Raw genomic sequence first — 18,857 nt, 5'->3', positions numbered from 1 at the left:
GGAAAGCGAGCGCGCTCTCCCGGAATCGCCAGCGCCGCGAGCGCAGACCCGGGGATAGCGATCGACGATTACTTGACCGTCAGGTGCACGTCCGGCGCCGGTCGGCCGGGGACCCATCCCAATGCAAACCGCTGACCCGCGACGATCTCATTCCTCGAGAGCTTTGAAGCAACCGCATCGCGGAATCGGAGATAGGCATCGCGCTGCCGCCCGCCGGTGCGGGCCGCCGCCAGATTGAGCCATTTGTAGGCCAGCACATAATCGTTCGGAAGGCCGTGGCCCTTGTCGTACATCAGGCCGAGCATGGCTTGCGCGAACGGATCGCCCTGCACCGCGCCGCGATAGTAGAGATCGGCGGCGGCATCATAGGCCTGCGGGACGCCGAAGCCGTGCTCGTACATGAATCCGAGCATGCCGAGGGCTCTTGGGTTGTCGCGGTCGGCGGCCGGCGCGAGCTCCCGGGACGCCCTGACATAGTCGCCGCGATGGAAGGCGGCCGTCCCGCGCGCAACGCTGTCGGCGCTCGCGACGGACGCGGTCATGCCCCAAAGCGCGACCGCAAGCGAGGCGCAGAGGGCGGTCCGTTGCGTGCGCATGTGGCGCAGCGTGTTGCCCGGCTCAGTGATAGGCGGTGGTGATCGGCGCATTGGTCGATGTCGTTGCGATGTTGCCGCGCAATTTCGATCGCAGCTCCTCGGCCACCATCTGGGCGTCGGAACCGTTGCGGATGATCTGCGGGCGAATGAAAATGATCAGCTCGGTGCGCTGGGTGCCGTTGCTCTGATGTCCGAAGGCATCACCGAGGCCGGGAATCTGGTCAAGCACGGGAAGCGCATTGCGGTTGCCGCTCTGCTGTTCGCTGATCAGGCCCGCCAGCAGCACGGTCTGGCCATTGGCGACCGCGATCTGGCTCTTGACCCGCCGCTCCGACACCGTCGGGGTCAGGCTGTTCGCACTGGTCTGCGGAACGTTGCTGATCTCCTGCTCGACATCGAGCCGCACGGTGCCGTTCACGCTGACGCGCGGCGAGACCCGCAGGATGATGCCGGTGTTGCGATAGTCGATGGTGTTGACCACCGTATTGCTCCCGGTCAGCACCGTCGCGCTGCCGGTCGACACCGGGACGACGTCACCGACCTGCAGCGTCGCGACCTGGTTGTTGATCACGACCAGCGACGGATTGGAGAGCACCTTGACGCTGGTCACGGCATGCAGCGCATCCAGGATGAGGCTCGGCTGCGTCTCGGATCCGATCAGGAAGTTGAAGCCCGGGAAGGCGCGGTTGATGAAGGCATTGGTGACCGAGCCTGCAACGGAGACGGCCCCGGTGGTCGCGTCCGTGGTGGTCGCGGGCGCCGTGGTGGCCTGGGTGCCCGTGAACGAGCCCATGTTCGGCTTCAGGCCGAGGTTCCTGCTGGTGAGATAGGTCTGCACACCATAGGACAAAGTGTTGTTGAGCGTGACCTCGGCGATCGTCGCGTCGATCGCGACCTGGAGCTGCGGCTCGTCGATCTGCTGCAGCGTCGCCTCGATGATGCGGTAGTTGGCCTGGTCGGCATAGATCAGCAGATTGTTGTTCACGACATCGGGCGTGATCCGCACGTCCTGCATGACGGGCTGGCCGTTGCCTGAGCCCGAGCTGGCGCCGCGTCCGCTATCCAGCGCGGCATTGTTGCCCTGGCCCTGATTGGGATTGTTCGCTTGCCCGCCGGCGCCAAATCCCTGGCCGAGGCCCTGGCCCGTTGCGCCTGTCCCCGACGTGCCGCGCGAGGCAAAGCTGTTCGAGTTCGAGCCCGAGTTGCCGTTCGCAGACAGACGGTCGGCGACGCTTGATGTCGACGAGGTGCCGGAGCCGGGCGCGAGCTGGCTGTCGGCGCTATCGAGCAAATTGCCGGACGATCCGCCGAGGAACATATCGGTCAGAACCCGAGCGATCTGGCGCGCATCGCCGTATTTGACGCGGTAGACATGGACCGAAGTGCGCGCGGTGTCGTTGCGGTCGAGGCGCTTGATCCAGGTCGCCGCCGTGTGCAGCATGTCCGGCTTCTTGGTCACCACCAGCACCGCGTTGAGGCGTGCGATCGGCATGAACTTGATGACGTTCTGGCTGAGGCCGTTCTCGCCGGAATCGACGATCTTCTCCAGCTCCGCAATAACGGGCGCGGGCGAGCCGCTCGAGATCGGGAAGATGCCGACCGATTGGCCACGCATCCAGTCGACGTCGAAGCTGAGCACGGTGTCGACCGCGGTGCGGCGCTCGGCGCCGGTGCCCTGGATCAGAAGCAGATTGCGCGTCGTGTCGGCGCGGATCGAGCCCGCCCTGGTGGCGAAGCTGTCGGTCAGCTTCAGCAGGGTCTGGGCCGACACATATTGCAGGGGGACCACCGAGATGCCGAATCCGGGTTCGGGATTGGCCGCCGCGGCATCGACGCGGCCGCCGCCGACGGCGTCGCCGAGCGGCGTCAGGCGATAGCCCGCGGTATCCTTCAGCAGCACCACACCGCTCAGGCGAAGCGCGTTTTCAAGCACGAAGACCATGTCGGATTTCGGCACCGGGCGGACCGACACCAGGCTCACCGTGCCCTGCACCCGCGGGTCGATGGTGTATCCGACATGCAGGATGTCGCCGAGCACGACCTTGGCGACGGTCGCAACCGGCGTGCTCTCGAAATTCAGATCGAAGCCATTGCCGTTCGAGGCCGGCTGCGGCCGCGCGTCGGCGACCCCGGTTACTTCGCTTCCCTCATACATCGCCGTGCGGACGCTGCCGCCCTGGCCGCCGCCCGTCGCCGCCAGCCCGCTCACCGGTTGCGGCTGGCGCGGCAAGAGATCGAGCGATCGCACCTTGTCGGTGACGTCGACCTGGGACGCGTCCACGCTCTCGCCGACCGTCGCGGAATTGCAGGACGCCAGCAACCCCAGCGACGTCAGGGCAAAAATGGCTGCCAGGCCGCCACGGATCGTCGGGCAGCGGCCCACTGTGCCTACGCGGTGCATGAAGGCCCTTCGCTCTGACTAACTGAAATTTCGACGGCGTGCGACGATCGGTCCTACCCCGGTGGGACTCTTAGCGATCGAACATGACAGAAATAAATTGGTTACATGATTGTCGTTCGCGACCTGACCATCGCATCGCACCAAATCTGCGCAGCCGGCGCGCCGCCGTGTCCGCGATGCCACGTCAAGGTTTCTTGAGCCAGGCGAACGATGTGACTTCGCACAGCTGTCACACTTCGGATCGATAACCGCAGAATTGCCGGGAGCCGACGCGGCGGCGGATGGCACGGACTGATCCGGGATAGTGTGGCGGGATATCGAGAATGGCCAACGACCTGTCCGTTCGGTTCGTGGATTATCTGCGCCAGAACAATCATTTGGCGCCGATCGACGGATCGGCGGAGCGGAGCGGGCAGGGTGCCGACGCCAGGCAACTGAAGTTGTGGGAGGTCACCAGCCTCGCACCGACCGAATTCGCCGACGAGGCCGCGCGCTTCTTCGCGCTCGGCCGCCTGACGCTCCAGGAGATGACCTCGGCCGAACCGCTGGTCGGGGCGTTCTCGCCGCGCTTCCTGCGCGAGACCATGGTCTATCCGTGCCGAACGGCCGATGGGAGCACTATCCTCGCGGTCGTCGACCCGACCGACCAGGCGACGCTGCGGGCGGCGCAGATCGTGCTTGGCGCCGGCATCAATGTGAAGGTGGCATCGTCGGAAGACGTCGCCATCGCGCTGAACAACTCTTCCAGCGCTGAGGAGGCCGAGTCCACCGATACGGCGGCGGCGCTGCCCCGGGAAGACGACATCGAGAGCCTGCGCGATCTCGCCAGCGGTGCGCCGGTGGTGCGCGCGGTCAACGATCTGATCGAGAAGGCCGTCGAGCTGCGCGCCAGCGACATCCACATCGAGCCGTTTTCCGCCGGCCTCATGGTGCGCTTGCGCATCGATGGCCTGCTGCGGCCGGTCGCGGCGCTGTCGGGGGTGCTGCCGCAGGCGGTGGTCTCCCGCATCAAGATCATCGCCAACCTCAATATCGCCGAGCGCCGTCTGCCGCAGGACGGTGCGGCGCGGCTGCGGGTCGGGCGCACCGACATCGATATCCGCGTCGCGATCATGCCGATGCAACACGGCGAATCCGCCGTCATCCGCATCCTGCCCAAGGATCGCGGCCTGCTGGTCGTCGAAAAGCTGGGCTTCTCGGAGTCTGACGAAGCCAAGCTGCGGCGGCTGCTGAAGCTGCCGTACGGTATGGTCGTGATCACGGGGCCGACCGGCAGCGGCAAGACCACGACGCTGGCGACGATCCTCTCGATCCTCAATGAGCCCAGCCGCAAGATTCTGACGATCGAGGATCCGGTCGAATACGAGATCCCCGGCGTCAACCAGTCCCAGGTCAAGCCGGCGATCGGTCTGACCTTCGCCACCGCGCTGCGGTCCTTCGTTCGCCAGGACCCTGATGTCATCATGGTCGGTGAAATCAGAGATTCCGAGACCGCGCATGTCGCGGTGCATGCGGCGCTGACCGGGCATCTGGTGCTGACGACGCTGCACACCGAGACCGCGGCCGCCGCGGTGCCGCGCCTGCTCGACCTCGGGGTCGAAGGCTATCTGCTGCGTTCGGTGCTGCGCGGCGTGATCGCGCAGCGCCTGGTCCGGCAATTGTGCGAGCGCTGCAAGGCGGCGCGGTCGCTGGCTACGGCCGATTTCACCGAGGATCCCCGGCTCACCGCGCTCGGATTCCGGGAAGGCGAGATCATTCACGAGCCATGCGGCTGCGAGCGTTGCGGCGCGACCGGTTATCGCGGCCGTCTCGGCGTGTTCGAGCTGCTCGAATTATCCAATGAACTGCGCGAACTGATCGGAGAGCGAAGCGACGGAATGAAGATCGATACGATGGCGATCCGGGCGGGCATGACCACGATGCTCGATGACGGGGTTGCCAAATGCCGCGCCGGATTGACCTCGCCCGCCGAGATCCTCCGCGTTGCAACGGTGCGGTGACGCCGTGCCGAATTATCGCTATCGCGCTTTGACCCAGGCCGGCGAGATCGTGAACGGCACGATCTCGGCTCCGACGGCGGCTGAGGTGGCGCGGCGGATCGAATATCTCAAGCTGCTCCCGATCGAAACCACCGAGGACAAGCGCGCATCCGGCGCAGCCGGTGGCGGCAGCCTGTTCGGCGGGCCGAGTGCAGCCGAGGTCACCACCTTCACGCGCGATCTCGCGCTGCTGCTCAAGGCCGGCGCCCGTCTCGACGATGCCCTGGAGCTTTTGTCCGGCGATGCCGATGTCGGCCGGATGCGTCCGGTGGTGGCAAAGATCCGCGCAGCCCTGCTCACCGGCGAGAGCTTTGCCGATGCGGTGGCGGATCATCCGACCCTGTTCCAGCCGATGTACATCGCCCTGGTCCGGGTGGGGGAAATCTCCGGCACGCTCGACTCCGTGCTCGAGATGCTGGGGACCGAGCGCGCGCGTTCCGAGCAGATGCGACGCAAGCTGACCGACGCCATGCAATATCCGGCCTTCGTGCTGGTCGCGGCATCCGGCGTGATGCTGTTCTTCCTGCTGTTCGTGCTGCCGCAATTCTCGACCGTGCTGGGCGATTTCGGCGGCAAGTCGGATACGGCGCTCGCCAGCTTCATCGCGGTGTCGGATTTCCTGCGGGCCAATGCCACGGCGGCGAGCCTGATCAGTGCGGCCACGATTGCGCTCGCTTGGTGGCTGCTGCGGCAGGCGCGCGTGCGCGCCGCGCTGGTCAGCGGGATCTCGCGGGTGCCGGGCATCAGCAGCGCCTTCCAGTTCTATCGCGCGAGCCTGTTCTGCCGCAATCTGGGCGTCCTGCTCGGCAGCGGCGTCAACCTCACGGCCGCGTTGCGCATCCTCGTCGACATCATGGCGGTGACCGGGAGCGGGGCGAACTGGACCGCTGCTGCCGACCGCGTCCGCCATGGCGGAAAATTGTCGGACGCGCTCGCCGTGGCGGACAGCCTGCCGCCGATGGCGGTCCGCATGCTGCGGCTCGGTGAAGAGACCGGGCAGCTGCCGGTGCTGGCCGGGCGGGTCGCGGAATTCTACGAAGCAAAATTGCAGCGCAGCCTGGACCGCGTCGTCGGCATCGTCGGTCCACTGGCGATCATCACGATCAGCACCGTCGTCGGCGGTCTGATCGTATCGGTCATGACGGCGCTGCTCTCGGTCACGCAGCTAGTCGGTTAGAGCAGGGGTCATCGGTCATGATATCGCGCAACACGATCATCGAAACATTCTCCATGCGAGCGGGACGCGATCCGGCGCGCTCACAACCGCCAAGACGTTCGGGGGAGGAAGGCTTCACCCTCGTCGAGATGCTGGTGGTGATCGCGATCATCGGCCTCATCATGGGGCTGATCGGGCCGCGCGTGCTCAACTATCTCAGCGAATCCAAGGTCAAGACCGCGCGTATCCAGTTGCAGAGCTTCTCCAGCGCGCTCGACCTGTTCTACCTCGACGCCGGACGCTTCCCGTCCACGGCGGAGGGACTTGCCGCGCTGGTCCGCCGCACGCCGGGCGTCGCCGCCTGGAATGGCCCCTATCTGAAGGGCGGCAGCGTTCCGAGCGATCCCTGGAATCATCCCTACCTCTATCGCTCGCCCGGCGAACACGGACCTTACGACATCGTCTCCTATGGCTCTGATGGTCAGGAGGGCGGCAGCGGCACCTCGGCCGATATCTCGCTCGAAAAGACGACAGCCGCAAACAACGACCAATAAGGATGTATGGCGAGCATGTTTGATGCGACGCAGCGCGGTTTCACCCTGCTCGAGATGGTGTGCGTGCTTGCCATCATCGCGCTGCTGGCGGCCGTGCTGCTCCCGTTCATTCCGCATCAGACCTCGCGATCGCGCTTGCAGGCCTATGCGTTGCAGACCGCAACGCTGCTGAAGGCCGATCGCAATGCCGCCATCGAGCGCAGCACCAGCGTTGCGACGCTGGTCGATGCGGCGAACCGGGTGATCCACTCCGGCGCGTCGCGCATGACGGTGCGAATCCCCGATGACGTGCGGTTCGATGCGGTGCTGCCGCAGAGCTGCCAGCGCCGCGCCGCACTGTCGACCATCCGCTTCTTCGCCAATGGCGGTTCCTGCGGCGGCTCCATCGCGCTGACGCGGCTCGATGCGGGATATGAGGTCCGCGTCAACTGGCTCACCGGAAGGGTTGAAATCGTTGCTCGCGACGTCGCCGCCAACTAACCGCACTGACGCCGGGTTCACCATCATCGAGGTGCTGGTGGCGCTGGCGCTGGTGGCTGTCTCGATCGTTGCGATCGGCGCGGTCATGGGCGTCAAGACGCGCGGCGTCCGGGCGATGGAGCAGCACGTCGCGCTGATGCAGGCGGTGCGCACATTGATGACGGTCGGCATTCCACCGCGCGCCGAATTGCAGTCCGGCACGTCGACGGGGCAGGCGGAGGGCTACCGCTGGACCATCGAGGTCAGTCCGCTCGGCGGCGACTGGACGGTGCCCGAGGGCAACGTACCCTGGGCGCCGGAGCTGGTGCGCATTCGCGTCAAGTCTCCGGGCGGTGCATTGTCCGACATTCGCACCGTGCGCCTGATGCCGAGGTCTTCGGAATGACCCCGGCAGGCACAGCACAACGAACGGGCGAGCGTGGCTTCACGCTGATCGAGACCATCGTCGCGCTGGCGCTGATGGGGCTGTTGCTATCGGCGCTCGCCAGCATCACGGCGCAATGGCTGCCGAGCTGGAACCGGGGGCTCGACCGGATCCAGCGCAGCGAATTGATCGGGATCGCGCTGGAGCGGATCGGTGCCGATCTCGCCGCGGCGGAGTTCGTTGCCGCCAACCGCGATACCCACAAGCCGCTGTTCGACGGATCGGAATTGTCGGTCACGTTCGTGCGCACGTCGGTGGGGCCGAATGCGGGGCCGGGGCTCGACGTGGTGCACCTTGGTGAAACCCAGGATCGCAGCGAGTTCGTCACGGTTCGTTCGCAGGCGCGCTTCACGCCGCTGGCCGACGGGGTTTCGCTGTCGGAGCAGGTGCATCTCGGAAGCCCGGTCGTGCTGCTGCGCGCACCTTATCGCCTGTCGTTCGCCTATGCCGGTGCCGACCGGGCCTGGAAGAGCGTGTGGAAGGATGCCAACAAGCTGCCGGCGATGATCCGGTTGACCGTGCGTGATGCGGCGAGCCAGCGCGTCCTGTCGGTTTCGACCATCGCCCCGGTCCATGTCCAGATTCCGAGCGACTGCACCAAGCCGGACGGCAATTGCGGTGACAAGCAAAGTTCCGACGGTGCCACCGATCAGGGGAAGACGTGATGGCGACGTCCGGCAATAATATCGGCCGATCGCCGGCCAATCGCGGCTTCGTCATCGTTGCAGTACTCTGGATCCTGCTCGCGCTGTCGTCGCTGGCGATCATCTTCTCGGCCTATCTTGCCGCGTCGGCGCGCGCGTTGGCGGCCAGCGACTTGTCGCTGCAGACCGAGGCGCTGGTGTCGGCCGGGCTCGAACTCACCGCCTATCAGCTGACGCTGACGGATGAGAAGACGCGGCCGCAGTACGGGGCGTTTCATTTCGGGCTGGATGACGCCAGCGTCGGTGTCTCCTTCACGTCGGAGGCCGGCCGCGTTGACCTGAACTACGCGTCGAAGGAGATGCTGATCGGCCTCTTCGTCGTGCTTGGCGCCCGAAAGGACGCCGCCAGCGAATACGCCGACCGGATCGTTGGCTGGCGAACCCGGCCCGCGCCGGGCAGCGAGAATGTGGAGGCCGCGCGCTACAACGCGCTTGGCTATTCGCCGCGGCAGGGGCTGTTCACCCATGTCAATGAGCTGGCGTTGGTCGCCGGCATCCCCGAAGCCTTCGTCGATCGTGTGTTGCCGTTCGTGACGGTGTTCAACGGCAGTCCGGATGTTGATCCGGCCATCGCCGCGCCGGAAGTGGCTCTTGCCGTGGATAAGGCATCGGGGAAGCAGCAGGACGGCTTCGGCGCGCCTGCTCCCTCGCCGAACGGCAGCCTCAGTGCCGGATCGCAGGCGCCGAACCCGCAAACTGCGGCATCGACGGCGCAGAGCCCATGCTACCGCATCGCAATCTCGATCGGGTTCCGCAACGGTCACCGCACCACGTCTGAAGCGGTGATTGCGCTCGGCGACAAGGTCGAGCCATATCGTGTGTTGTCCTGGCAGAACGATGTCGAGCCGCGAAGCACGGTTCTGCCGCGGAGGAGAGGTTGATGGCAATACTCGCCGGAGCACGGCAATGGTTCGAGCAATGGATCGGCGCGGTCGCGACCGCCGTCGACGGCGTCGCGGGCAGGTTCATGCGCCGGCGGAGCGTCGAGCTCGACGAGAATGCCGACGGTACGTTCACAGCCCGCGCCACCGCGGCGAGAGATGGCTCGCCGTCAGCTCCGGTTTCGTTTCGGCTCGATCAAGATGCGCCGCAGCCTCCGCTGTCAACAGAGTGGAAGACCGCGTTCGACGGCAGCCGCATCGAGGTGCGTTTGCGATCTGATCAAATCGTCAGCCGCGTGCTCGATTTCCCGAGCCAGGCGGGCGACTTCCTCGATGGCATGATCCGCGCGCAGGTCGACCGGCTGACGCCATGGACCGCCGCCGATGCGGTCTTTGGCTGGGGTCCGCCGCAGTCGATCTCCAATGACCGTATCGAAGTTGCGTTCAGTGCGACCGCGGCGAGCAAGGTCGATCCGCTGATCCGGATGGCCAGGATGCTCGGCGCCGCCACCGTTGCGGTCTCGGCGCCGGCGATTGGCGGCGACGGCGCCCCCCAGCAGGTGACGCTGCTCGACAGATCGCTGCGCGGCCTTGCCGGACCTGCCGTGCCGCGCCTGTTGCGCATCGGCCTGGCCGCGACGGCGGCTGCGGCCGCGGTGTCCCTGCTGCTCAACGTCTATGTCGGCGGATGGCTGCAATCCGAGCAGGAGGACTTGCAACACCGCATCTCGCAGCGCCGCGCCGCGCTGCGTCTCGATGCCAATGGCGACTCGTCCGGTCTCGGCTTGCTCGCCAAGCGCAAGCAGACGACGCCGTCGAGCGTCATGGTTCTGGAAGCGATCTCGCGCGTCCTGCCCGACACGACCTATGTGACGGAGCTCCGCATCGAGGGCAACAAGGTGCAGGTGGTGGGACTGACCCAGGATGCGCCATCCCTTATCCGCCTGCTGGAACAGTCGCCGCAATTCACCCGCGCGACATTCTTCGCGCCGACGACCCGCGCCGCGAATGAATCGGCGGAGCGGTTCCACGTCGAGGCCAACATATCCGCTTCCTTTGGGTCCGGCTCATGAACGCAGCATCCCGATCGCTGACGGCCGTCAGCACTTCGCCATTGGTCGCGACCGCGAGCTATCTCGGCCTCTTCGTGCTGCTGCTCTTCGTCGTCATCTCGTCGCTCTCGGACATCATCGGCCTGCGCAGCGATGTGGCGGCGTCGGCCGGAATGCTGGAGCAACTCGAGGGACGGTCCAAGGCGAATACCGCGCCCGGTCAGTCCCCTATGCCGACCGGTTCCGCCTATCTCGAGGGGGCGACCGTCACGGTTGCCGGCGCCACGCTGCTGCAACGCGTGTCGAGCGCGGTGATCAAGGCCGGCGGCAATGTGTTGTCGACGCAGCTCGACGTTCCCAACGCGCCCGCCAAGGCCGGCTTCATCAGCATGGTCGCAAGCAGCGAGATCGAACAGGCGCAGTTGCAACAGGTGCTCTACGATCTCGAAGCCGGCATGCCGTTCCTGTTCATCGACCAATTGGTCGTGCAACCCGTCGCCGACGAGGCGGCGAAGGGCGCCGATCCCGGCAAGCTGCGCGTGCTGCTCGGCGTATCCGGACAATGGCGAGGAGCCAAGTGATGCGACGCTTCGCTGCAACCATCATGCTGTTGGCGGTGTCGGCCTATTCAGCCCCAGCCGCCGTGCCGGACCGTGCCGGCGACGCACTGGATGCCGGCATGCTCGACGACACCCGCCTCGGCGGACCGGTGCTGAATTCACCGCCGCCGTCCGAGCCTGTGACATCGGTTCGGGTGACGCCTGCGCCGGCACCGACGCCTCGGCCGCTCAGCGTAAATCCGTTGTGGGGCATTCCGCTCAAGACACTGTCCAACACGCGCGATCGCCCGGTGTTCTCGCCATCGCGGCGACCTCCGCCTGCCGTCGTTGCGGAACCGGAAGTCAGCAAGCCGCCACCGCCGCCGCGCAAGGTCGCGATCGAGCCGCCGCCGCTGTCACTTGTCGGCACGATCTCCGGCGACGATGAAAGCTTCGGGATTTTTCTCGATCAGTCGAACAAGACCGCGCTGCGACTGAAAATCGGTGACGAGTTCCAGGGGTGGAAGCTGCGAACCATCAAGGGGCGCGAAGTCACAATGCAGAAGGACGAGCAGGGCGCCGTACTCACATTGCCCCAGCCCGGCGGCGAGGAGAGCAGCGATGCCCACCTCGTTCCGGTGAGCACGGAGAGGATGCCATTGGCCGCGCGGCGCCAGAAGTGAGCTAGCTGAACCCGAGCAAGCTCTGAAGGGCCGGCGTCAGGAGAAGCCCGAGCGCCAGAAAGGGACCGAACGGAATCGACGTCTGGCGCTTCATCTCACGTCCAGCGAGTTGCAGGCCACCGGCAACAGCAAGTGCCGCGAGCGCCGCGATCAGCAGCAGGGTCGGAACTCCCAGGGCGCCGACCCAGATCGTCGCGGCGGCAAGAAACTTGACGTCGCCCAGTCCCAATCCGTCCACGCCCCGCACGGCGAAGTAAAGGCGCTGCAACAGCCAGAACAGCATGCCGACGAGTGTGGCGATCGCCATGGCCGTGAACGCGGCCGTCGTGCCGTCAGTGATGACGACGTTCGCAAGCCCGAGCGCCGCGATTGCAAGGTTCAGCCAATTGGGAATGATGCCGTGGCGCAGATCGATCAGCGCGACGGCAAAGCACAGCACGCAAAGCGCGCCGTAAGATCCAATGAAATAAAGAGCTTCGCGATCGATCTGCATGGTGGCGGGACAAGTGTGACGCGTGCCCACACTGTGTTGCAACAACTCGCGCGCGTTGAACAGTCTATTTTCAATTGAACCGCAGTCGCGCGACGGGTTTGCGCGATTGTGATCGTCGAGCACGATCGCAAAGTAGAAAAGATGCGACAAAAAGTCTGCGCTGTCACAAATCCGCATACGATACCGACAATAGTTCGCCCCGCTACGTGCCACGAAGCCCTTCGTGGCAGATCAGTGAGTAGACTATGCACAAGATGCGAGTGGCGGCGTGCCTGGCTTTGCTGGCGGCGTCGGCAGGCGTGCGCGCCGCGAATGCGGACGCCCTCGAGGACGGCGCCGAGCGCTATCGGCCGTATCTGATCGAGGGCGTTGCCAGCGCGCTGGAAGGCGCGCGCGCCTTGCGCGAGCGCGCCGCTGCTGCGGACTTGCCCGGTGCAAAGAAGGCCTGGCTGTCGGCGCGCGCAGGCTGGGAGCGCTCGGAGGTGTTCACCGCGGGCTTCGTGCCGGAGCTCGACGCGCAGATCGATGCCTGGCCGAACGCGGACAGCGGGTTTCATGCCATCGAGGCGAAACTGTTCGGAGCCGGCAATACCGACGTTGCCGCCGATGCGACGGGGCTTGTCGAGCACTTGAATGATCTTCACCGCAAGCTCAAGGACATCAAGCTGACGCCGCAGGGCTTGCTGGATGGCACGGTGCGGCTCGCCTACGAAGTCGGCGAGAGCAAGGCGGATGGCGGCGAGTCGCGCATCAGCGGCACTTCGCTGGATGATATGCGCAACAACATCGCAGGCATCGATTTCGCCTACCACACGATCTTCTCGACCGCCCTCAATACGGTCGACGGCAAGCTCGACGAGATGGTGACGAACCGGATCGAACAGCTCGAAGCGATCGTCGCCACGCCCGACCTGCCGCATGTCAACATTGCCGATCTGCGCCAGACCAGTGAGGAACTGGTCATTGCGTTGCAGAGCGCCTCGGCGAAGCTCGGGTTGCAGCGCCCGACCCTGGAGGCGCAGGCGCGATGACCTCGCTTCACCGGCGTCTGGCTGCGCTGCTCTCCGGTGTCATCGTTCTGGCACTGCTCGGGCGCGCGGCGGCGTTTCCGGTCGATGGTGACAAGACCGTGTTGCCGGTCGCGACCGAGCTGAACGAGGATGCGCTCGACAAGCCGCGCGAGGTGTTTCAGTCCGAGCGGACCGGAGCCAAGTCGTATCTGGTCAATCTCGGCGATCTCGCCTTCAATTCGCCGGGGCTGCTCGGCGAGGTGGCGCGGCAGGCCGGCGTGAGCTGCGGCACCTGCCACGTCAACGGCGCGAACAACGCCAAATTCTTCATGCCGAAGATGTCGAGCCGGCCCGGCACGTTCGACACCACAGGTCCCTTGTTCAATCCGAAGGCCAATAATCTGGCGTTCGATCCGGTGCGGATCCCGAGCCTGCGCGGCGCCCGCTATCTTGCGCCTTATGGCGCCGACGGCCGGTTCGCTTCGCTGCGCGACTTCGTTCACAACGTCATCACCAACGAGCTCGCAGGACCCGAGCCGTCGCCCGCGACGCTCGATGCGATCGTGGCCTATATTCACGACATCGACTTTCTGCCCAATCCGAGCCTTGGTCCCGCCGGACGGCTGGCCGGCAAGATCACCGAGGCGGAGCGTCGCGGCGAAGCGTTGTTCGCAAAGCCGTTCCCGCACGATCCGGCGCTGAGCTGTGCGGGCTGCCACGTTCCATCGTCCGGCTTTGTCGATCACCAGCAGCACGACGTCGGTTCGGGCGGTCTGTTCAAGACGCCGACGCTGCGCAACGCCGACTTCAACGCGCCGTACTTTCACGACGGCCGCTTCGACAGTTACAACCAGGTCGTCGACTATTTCGACCGGACCTTTCAGCTCGACCTCTCGGTGCAGGACAAAGGCGACCTCGTCGCTTATCTCACGGCCGTCGGCGATGGCGTGCAGCCCTATGAGCGCGACGGTGCCGGTGCGACGCTGAAGGAGATCAACGATTTCTCGACGGTGCTTGCGACTGCGATCCCTGCCGGCGACAAGGACATCGTTGCGCTGGCGGTCGATACGATCGGCCGCGAGCTGCGCGAGTTGACCGAGCAATATCCCGATCGCAAGAACACGAGCGTGTCGGGCGGCGAGCAGCAGCGTGTGCTTGCGCGCAACGGCCTCAAGGAGCTGGTGCTCACGCTGCGGCGAATCGAGATGGCAGTTGCTGCGGGTCGCAACGCGGATGCTGCAACCGAGTTGAGGAATTATCGCAATCTGATGGCTGCTGCAGTGCCTGCGCTATTGGCCAGCGCCGAGCCGTGGTCGTTGTTCAATCAAGATGTGCATGATCAGCATTACGCCGCGCTTCGCGAGGTGATGCGCTCCAGGCACATCTCGCATTGATTGAGCTGAATTGTAGAGCATTTGCGATCCGCGTCGCTGCGTGGAGCGCTTCGTCTGCTTTCGATCTTCAGTTGAAGATTCGAATCGTCGAGATGCAGCGTGAAGCAGCCGATGTCTCCACAGAAAATGTTTGAACGTTTCGAAATTTCTCGCGCGCTTTCACGCAAGCGAAAACCATGCGTCATACTGTCGCACTAAGCAGTGTGTGTTGCTAACCGCAAACACCCTGAGGTCGACAATGAGTTTGAACTACAAGAAGCACTGGCGAACCAGCACCGCGCTCTGCATCGCGTCAACGGTGCTCGTCGCAACAGCCGCATATGCCGCTCACTATCCGGGCGGACACAGTGATTGGGACAAGCGTCCGCATCACAATCACCAGGCGCATCAGGAAGCTGATCGCGTCAAGCATGACCACGATCATGACGACAAGGATCACGGCGGAAAGGGCAAGACCGCTTCGCCGATCAAGCACGTCATCATCCTGATCGGTGAGAACCGCGGCCTCGATCACACCTTCGGTATCTACAAGCCGAAGGGCAAGGGGCAGACCATCTCCAACCTGTTGTCGAAGGGCATCGTCAACGAGGATGGAACGCCGGGACCGAATTTCGCGCAGGCGCAGCAGTACTCGGTCGCGGGCCAGCCGTCCTTCTACATCGGCGCGCCGGCGATCGCGAAGTCGCCCTACAACGCGACCAACGTGATGCCGCAGCCGAACACCAACGGCACGCCGACCGCGCAGAGCGACACTTCGCCCCCGTTCAAGACGATCGCCGAAGCCAGCGTCGAAAAGGACATGGACCCGGCCGATCTCGACATCCTGACCACCGGCTTCAGCGGCCTGCCGACCGGTGTGCTTGATACCCGCGTTCCCGGCGCCGGCGGTCTGAACGGACCGTTCCCGCTGCAGGGCGAGCAGGTCAGCGACGACGACTACACCGGCGATTCGACCCATCGCTTCTATCAGGACTGGCAGCAGGAAGATTGCAGCGCCGCCAGCGCCACCAAGAAGAACAATTCGGGTTGCCTGAACGACCTGTTCCCGTTCGTGATGGCGACCTATTCGGCATCCAACAAGAGCATGGCCAACTCGATGGGCTTCTACAATGCCCAGCAGGGTCAGGCCCCGATCCTGAAGATGCTCGCCGACCGCTTCACGCTGAGCGACAACTTCCACCAGTCGTTCCATGGCGGCACCGGTGCGAACCACTTCATGCTCGGCACCGGCGATGCGGCCTTCTGGAGCGACGGCAAGGGCAATCCGGTGACGCCGCCGGCGAACCTGATCGCCAACCCGAACCCGGTCGCGGGCTCGGTCAACCGCTACACCGTCGACGGCAATTGGAGCAACTGCTCGGACGTGTTCCAGCCCGGCGTGAAGCCGATCGTCACCTACCTCAACAATCTGCCGTACGCTGCGGAGCCGAACTGCAAACCGAACCACTACTACATGCTCAACAACGTCAATCCGGGCTATCTGCCGAACGGCGCGCTGTCCGGCGGCAACAACGTCCCGCCGTCGTCGGTTCGTACGATCGGTGACGCTCTGATCGAGAAGAACATCACCTGGGCATTCTATGGTGGTGCGTTCAACGACGCCGTGGCGCTTTCCAACGCCGCGGTTGCCGCCAACCCCTCGAACCCCAACCTCGGCGCCGCCGCGGTCGCCGATCCGGCGCACGCGCTCGGTGTTGCCTACTGCCAGATCTGCAACCCGTTCCAGTATGCGACCTCGATCATGGCCAATCCGGCCGTGCGTCAGGCTCACATGAAGGACACGGCGGATCTGATCACGGCGATCCAGCACAACACGCTGCCCGCGGTGTCGTTCGGCAAGCCGGACGGTCTGCTCGACGGTCATCCGCAGAGCTCGAAGGTTGATCTGTTCGAGGCCTATGTCCTGAACGTGCTCAACGCGCTGGACAACAATCCGGAGCTGAAGGCCGACACCGCGGTCTTCATCACCTGGGACGAAGCCGGCGGCTATTGGGACTCCGGCTACACGCAGTCGATCGACTTCTTCGGCGACGGACCGCGTATTCCGACCCTGATCCTCTCGCCCTATTCGACGGGCGGCAAGGTCAACCACAACTACGCCGACCATGTTTCGCTGCTGAAGTTCATTGAGCGCAACTGGGCTCTCGAGCCGCTCACGCACCGCAGCCGCGACAACCTGCCGAACCCGACCTACTCGAAGAACAACGAGTACGTCCCGACCAACAGCCCGGCGCTGTCTGACCTGTTCGACGCGTTCGACTTCAGCAAGGCGGTCACGTTGTCCTACACCGAGTGATCGAGCTCTCGTCCACGACGAGGTCTTGAGTCCATCCGAGGCCGGCGCCGATCGAACCATTGGTTCGGTCGGCGCGGTCATGTTCTGCCGGCCCGCCAGCCGATCGACCGGGGATATGCGATGAAGCGCGACGAGACGACGTGCAAGAAGATGTGCAAGAAGATGTGGAAGAGCAGCAGGAGCGCTACGGCCTGCCTGCTCGCAATGGCCATCCTGGCCAAGTCGCTGGTGCCGGCCGCGGCGCAGCAGTTTTCCGCCGACCTCCTCGCGCGGAAGGACGATACGGCAACCGCCATGGGAACGCTGCGGGTCTCGGGCGGAAAAGCGCGGATCGATCCGACCGCGCTGCCCGACGGCTTCTTTCTGCTCGATACGGCTAAGCCCGCCGCCTATTTCGTCCGCCCGGCCGCACACGTCTATATGAAGGCCATGCAATCGAGCCCGCTCACCCAGCTGTTCGTCCCGGTCGATCCGGACGATCCCTGCCGGCAATGGCTGGCGATGGCGCAGCTGTCCGCGCCGTTCGATCTCGCGACATGGCACTGCCAGCGCGATGGAGAGGAAGCGATCGCGGGGCGCAACACCGACGTCTACCGAATCGCGGCGCCGTCCGGCTTGAGCTTTACCGGCTGGGTCGACCGCGCGCGCGGGTTTCCGGTGCAGATCAAGACCGCGGATGGGACGGTGATCGTCGCCGATCACATCCGCGACGAGCCGCAGCCGGCGCAAACCTTCGAAATTCCCGCAGGTCTGCGCAAGTTCGACCCGGAGGCGCTGATCCGCCGGATCCAGCAGAGCGATGTATGGGTCGCGCCGCCGGCCTCGCAGTGAGCGCGTGCGCTACTGCGGCTGCTGGCTTGTCACCGGCAGTATCCGGCCGAGCGCCGTGTAGTGCGACTGATGCACGTTGCTGTTGAAGAGAGACCAGGGCTCGGCCTTCTTCAGGGCGACCGGAACGTCGAAATTCACCAGCTGGGCAAATTTGCGGTATTCCGACATCGCTTCGTCGATCCGGCCGGCGCCGACCTCGAGGTCGATACGGCGCAAGGTCAGAACGAGATCCTTCAGGATCGCGCGCGCGGCGAGCCGCTCGTCCTTGCCGCCGACCGAGGTGTTCCTGATGTCGGGGATGTGCTCGGTCAATTCGCGCAGTTCGGCGCCGACCCCGGTCACGGCCAGCGACACCACCGCGGTGTCGGCGGCCGGGATCGCGACCTCGAGCACGCTCGAGAGCTCGAGCACTTCCTTCATCCGGAGCACGACGCCGTCCTTGTCGAAGGGACGTTCGCCGTCGCCGACCGCATTCAGATAAGCCACGAGGTCCTGCGTGTCCTGGGTCGACAATTCGAGGTCGAACACGCGATCGAAATGATCGACGACCTGTTCGTAGCTGTCATAGCGACCGTCGTGGAAGTAGGGCGCATTGAAATTGGCGTTGAGCAAAGTGGGGGTCTTGACCAGCCCGCCGGACCCGACGTCGTGACGCAACTGGTCGTTGAAGGTTCCGGCCGGAATATGACAGCCGGCGCAGCTCAGCTCGGCTTGCTTCGGGAACGGTTTGAAGAACAGCGTCTCGCCATGACGTTCGGCGAGGCTTGCCTGCGCGGCAAGCCTTCCGCCGGGCGCAATCTTCGGATTGGGGAGGAAATCGATATCGTTGATATAGGCGACGAGGCCGTCGAGAACCTCGTCGCGCGGCCGCGGCCCGGAAAACTCATTGACGATGACATTATATACGAAGTCGCGCAGCGAGGTCATGCGCCCGTCATGTCCGTAGGGGGCGAGGAAGCGGGCGCCCCGCAGGCTCGGGATCCTGACCGGATCGAGGATGCTGTTGAACGTCTTCGCGTTGAAGACAAGGCTGGTCGTGTCGAAGGTGCCGGGGCGGGAGGATGCGCCCGGAACGAACAATTTCGGGTTCGATGCGCCGTTGACGTGACAGGTGCCGCAGCTCATCTCAGCCTGGCGGGCCTTACCGCCCAGGATAGAAGGCGAATTGAACGCGAGATCGCCGAGATTGACCAAATAGGACTTGCGCCCGCCCATCGCTTCGGAATGAAAGATTTCGCGCGGCCGCGCCAGCGCGTCCTCGGAAAAATCAGTGCCGGCCGGCAGCACGGTCTGGTCGCCGCCGAGCGGGAATGCCATCGCGCGC

18 protein-coding genes are annotated in these 18,857 nt (G+C 64.9%); 14 read left to right on the top strand and 4 right to left on the bottom strand.

Annotation, left to right across the window (positions count from 1 at the left end; translation table 11 throughout):
* Window positions 1–68: 68 nt before the first annotated feature.
* Together H8B02_RS21360 and gspD are read right to left on the bottom strand one after the other, a co-directional pair.
* The gene (locus H8B02_RS21360) at window positions 69–596 is read right to left on the bottom strand and encodes a tetratricopeptide repeat protein (RefSeq protein WP_376711695.1); all 528 of its coding nucleotides are present in this window, start codon (window positions 594–596) and stop codon (window positions 69–71) included.
* A 22-nt stretch (window positions 597–618) separates the two neighbouring features.
* A complete protein-coding gene (gene gspD, locus H8B02_RS21355) occupies window positions 619–2,997 on the bottom strand; it encodes a type II secretion system secretin GspD (RefSeq protein ID WP_229168032.1) in 2,379 nt (792 codons plus the stop codon).
* A gap of 323 nt (window positions 2,998–3,320) precedes the next feature.
* Here gspD and H8B02_RS21350 point away from each other — a divergent pair, with 323 nt between their 5' ends.
* From H8B02_RS21350 to H8B02_RS21305, 10 genes are read left to right on the top strand one after another with little or no spacing between them, the layout of a single operon-like run.
* Window positions 3,321–4,997 (top strand): GspE/PulE family protein, encoded by a 1,677-nt coding sequence (locus H8B02_RS21350; protein WP_229168031.1) that lies wholly within the window; start codon window positions 3,321–3,323, stop codon window positions 4,995–4,997.
* Window positions 4,998–5,001: 4 nt separating this feature from the next.
* Window positions 5,002–6,213 (top strand): type II secretion system F family protein, encoded by a 1,212-nt coding sequence (locus H8B02_RS21345; RefSeq protein WP_212318320.1) that lies wholly within the window; start codon window positions 5,002–5,004, stop codon window positions 6,211–6,213.
* Window positions 6,214–6,266: 53 nt separating this feature from the next.
* A complete protein-coding gene (gene gspG / locus H8B02_RS21340) occupies window positions 6,267–6,746 on the top strand; it encodes a type II secretion system major pseudopilin GspG (protein ID WP_229168030.1) in 480 nt (159 codons plus the stop codon).
* Window positions 6,747–6,761: 15 nt separating this feature from the next.
* Window positions 6,762–7,226 (top strand): type II secretion system protein, encoded by a 465-nt coding sequence (locus H8B02_RS21335; protein WP_229168029.1) that lies wholly within the window; start codon window positions 6,762–6,764, stop codon window positions 7,224–7,226.
* Window positions 7,201–7,611 carry a prepilin-type N-terminal cleavage/methylation domain-containing protein gene (locus H8B02_RS21330; protein ID WP_212017817.1) on the top strand — a complete coding sequence of 137 codons (411 nt, stop codon included), beginning with the start codon at window positions 7,201–7,203 and terminating at the stop codon, window positions 7,609–7,611. Before H8B02_RS21335 ends, H8B02_RS21330 begins: the two co-directional genes overlap by 26 nt.
* Complete coding sequence (locus tag H8B02_RS21325) at window positions 7,608–8,315, top strand: PulJ/GspJ family protein (protein ID WP_229168028.1); 708 nt, start codon at window positions 7,608–7,610, stop codon at window positions 8,313–8,315. Before H8B02_RS21330 ends, H8B02_RS21325 begins: the two co-directional genes overlap by 4 nt.
* Window positions 8,315–9,235, top strand: coding sequence for a type II secretion system minor pseudopilin (locus H8B02_RS21320; protein ID WP_229168027.1), 921 nt, complete (start codon window positions 8,315–8,317; stop codon window positions 9,233–9,235). Before H8B02_RS21325 ends, H8B02_RS21320 begins: the two co-directional genes overlap by 1 nt.
* Window positions 9,235–10,308, top strand: a complete 1,074-nt coding sequence (locus tag H8B02_RS21315) for a PilN domain-containing protein (protein WP_229168026.1) — start codon at window positions 9,235–9,237, stop codon at window positions 10,306–10,308. The genes H8B02_RS21320 and H8B02_RS21315 overlap by 1 nt, the downstream gene beginning before the upstream one ends.
* Window positions 10,305–10,868 (top strand): type II secretion system protein GspM, encoded by a 564-nt coding sequence (gspM, locus tag H8B02_RS21310; RefSeq protein WP_229168025.1) that lies wholly within the window; start codon window positions 10,305–10,307, stop codon window positions 10,866–10,868. The genes H8B02_RS21315 and gspM overlap by 4 nt, the downstream gene beginning before the upstream one ends.
* On the top strand, window positions 10,868–11,509 hold the full coding sequence (locus H8B02_RS21305) for a hypothetical protein (RefSeq protein ID WP_229168024.1): 642 nt from the start codon (window positions 10,868–10,870) through the stop codon (window positions 11,507–11,509). Before gspM ends, H8B02_RS21305 begins: the two co-directional genes overlap by 1 nt.
* A 1-nt stretch (window position 11,510) precedes the next feature.
* On the opposite strand, the gene H8B02_RS21300 is transcribed toward H8B02_RS21305, so the two are convergent.
* Complete coding sequence (locus tag H8B02_RS21300; RefSeq protein ID WP_229168023.1) at window positions 11,511–12,179, bottom strand: prepilin peptidase; 669 nt, start codon at window positions 12,177–12,179, stop codon at window positions 11,511–11,513.
* A 68-nt stretch (window positions 12,180–12,247) separates the two neighbouring features.
* Between H8B02_RS21300 and H8B02_RS21295 the strand changes: the two genes are divergently transcribed.
* From H8B02_RS21295 to H8B02_RS21280, 4 genes are all read left to right on the top strand, one after another.
* Window positions 12,248–13,033 carry an EfeM/EfeO family lipoprotein gene (locus H8B02_RS21295; protein ID WP_229168022.1) on the top strand — a complete coding sequence of 262 codons (786 nt, stop codon included), beginning with the start codon at window positions 12,248–12,250 and terminating at the stop codon, window positions 13,031–13,033.
* Window positions 13,030–14,406 carry a cytochrome c peroxidase gene (locus tag H8B02_RS21290; RefSeq protein ID WP_229168021.1) on the top strand — a complete coding sequence of 459 codons (1,377 nt, stop codon included), beginning with the start codon at window positions 13,030–13,032 and terminating at the stop codon, window positions 14,404–14,406. Before H8B02_RS21295 ends, H8B02_RS21290 begins: the two co-directional genes overlap by 4 nt.
* A 238-nt stretch (window positions 14,407–14,644) precedes the next feature.
* On the top strand, window positions 14,645–16,702 hold the full coding sequence (locus H8B02_RS21285; RefSeq protein WP_229168020.1) for an alkaline phosphatase family protein: 2,058 nt from the start codon (window positions 14,645–14,647) through the stop codon (window positions 16,700–16,702).
* 120 nt (window positions 16,703–16,822) lie between these two features.
* The gene (locus H8B02_RS21280; protein ID WP_229168019.1) at window positions 16,823–17,533 is read left to right on the top strand and encodes a hypothetical protein; all 711 of its coding nucleotides are present in this window, start codon (window positions 16,823–16,825) and stop codon (window positions 17,531–17,533) included.
* Window positions 17,534–17,542: 9 nt separating this feature from the next.
* Here the strand turns inward: H8B02_RS21280 and H8B02_RS21275 are convergent.
* Window positions 17,543–18,857 (bottom strand): cytochrome c peroxidase (locus H8B02_RS21275; protein ID WP_229168018.1); only part of this gene is annotated, 1,315 nt, incomplete at its 5' end.

It is taken from the genome of Bradyrhizobium altum (assembly GCF_020889705.1).
Lineage (GTDB): Bacteria > Pseudomonadota > Alphaproteobacteria > Rhizobiales > Xanthobacteraceae > Bradyrhizobium > Bradyrhizobium altum.
The sequence above is the reverse complement of the archived record's forward strand: the minus strand, read 5'-3'. Positions and strand labels throughout refer to the sequence as shown.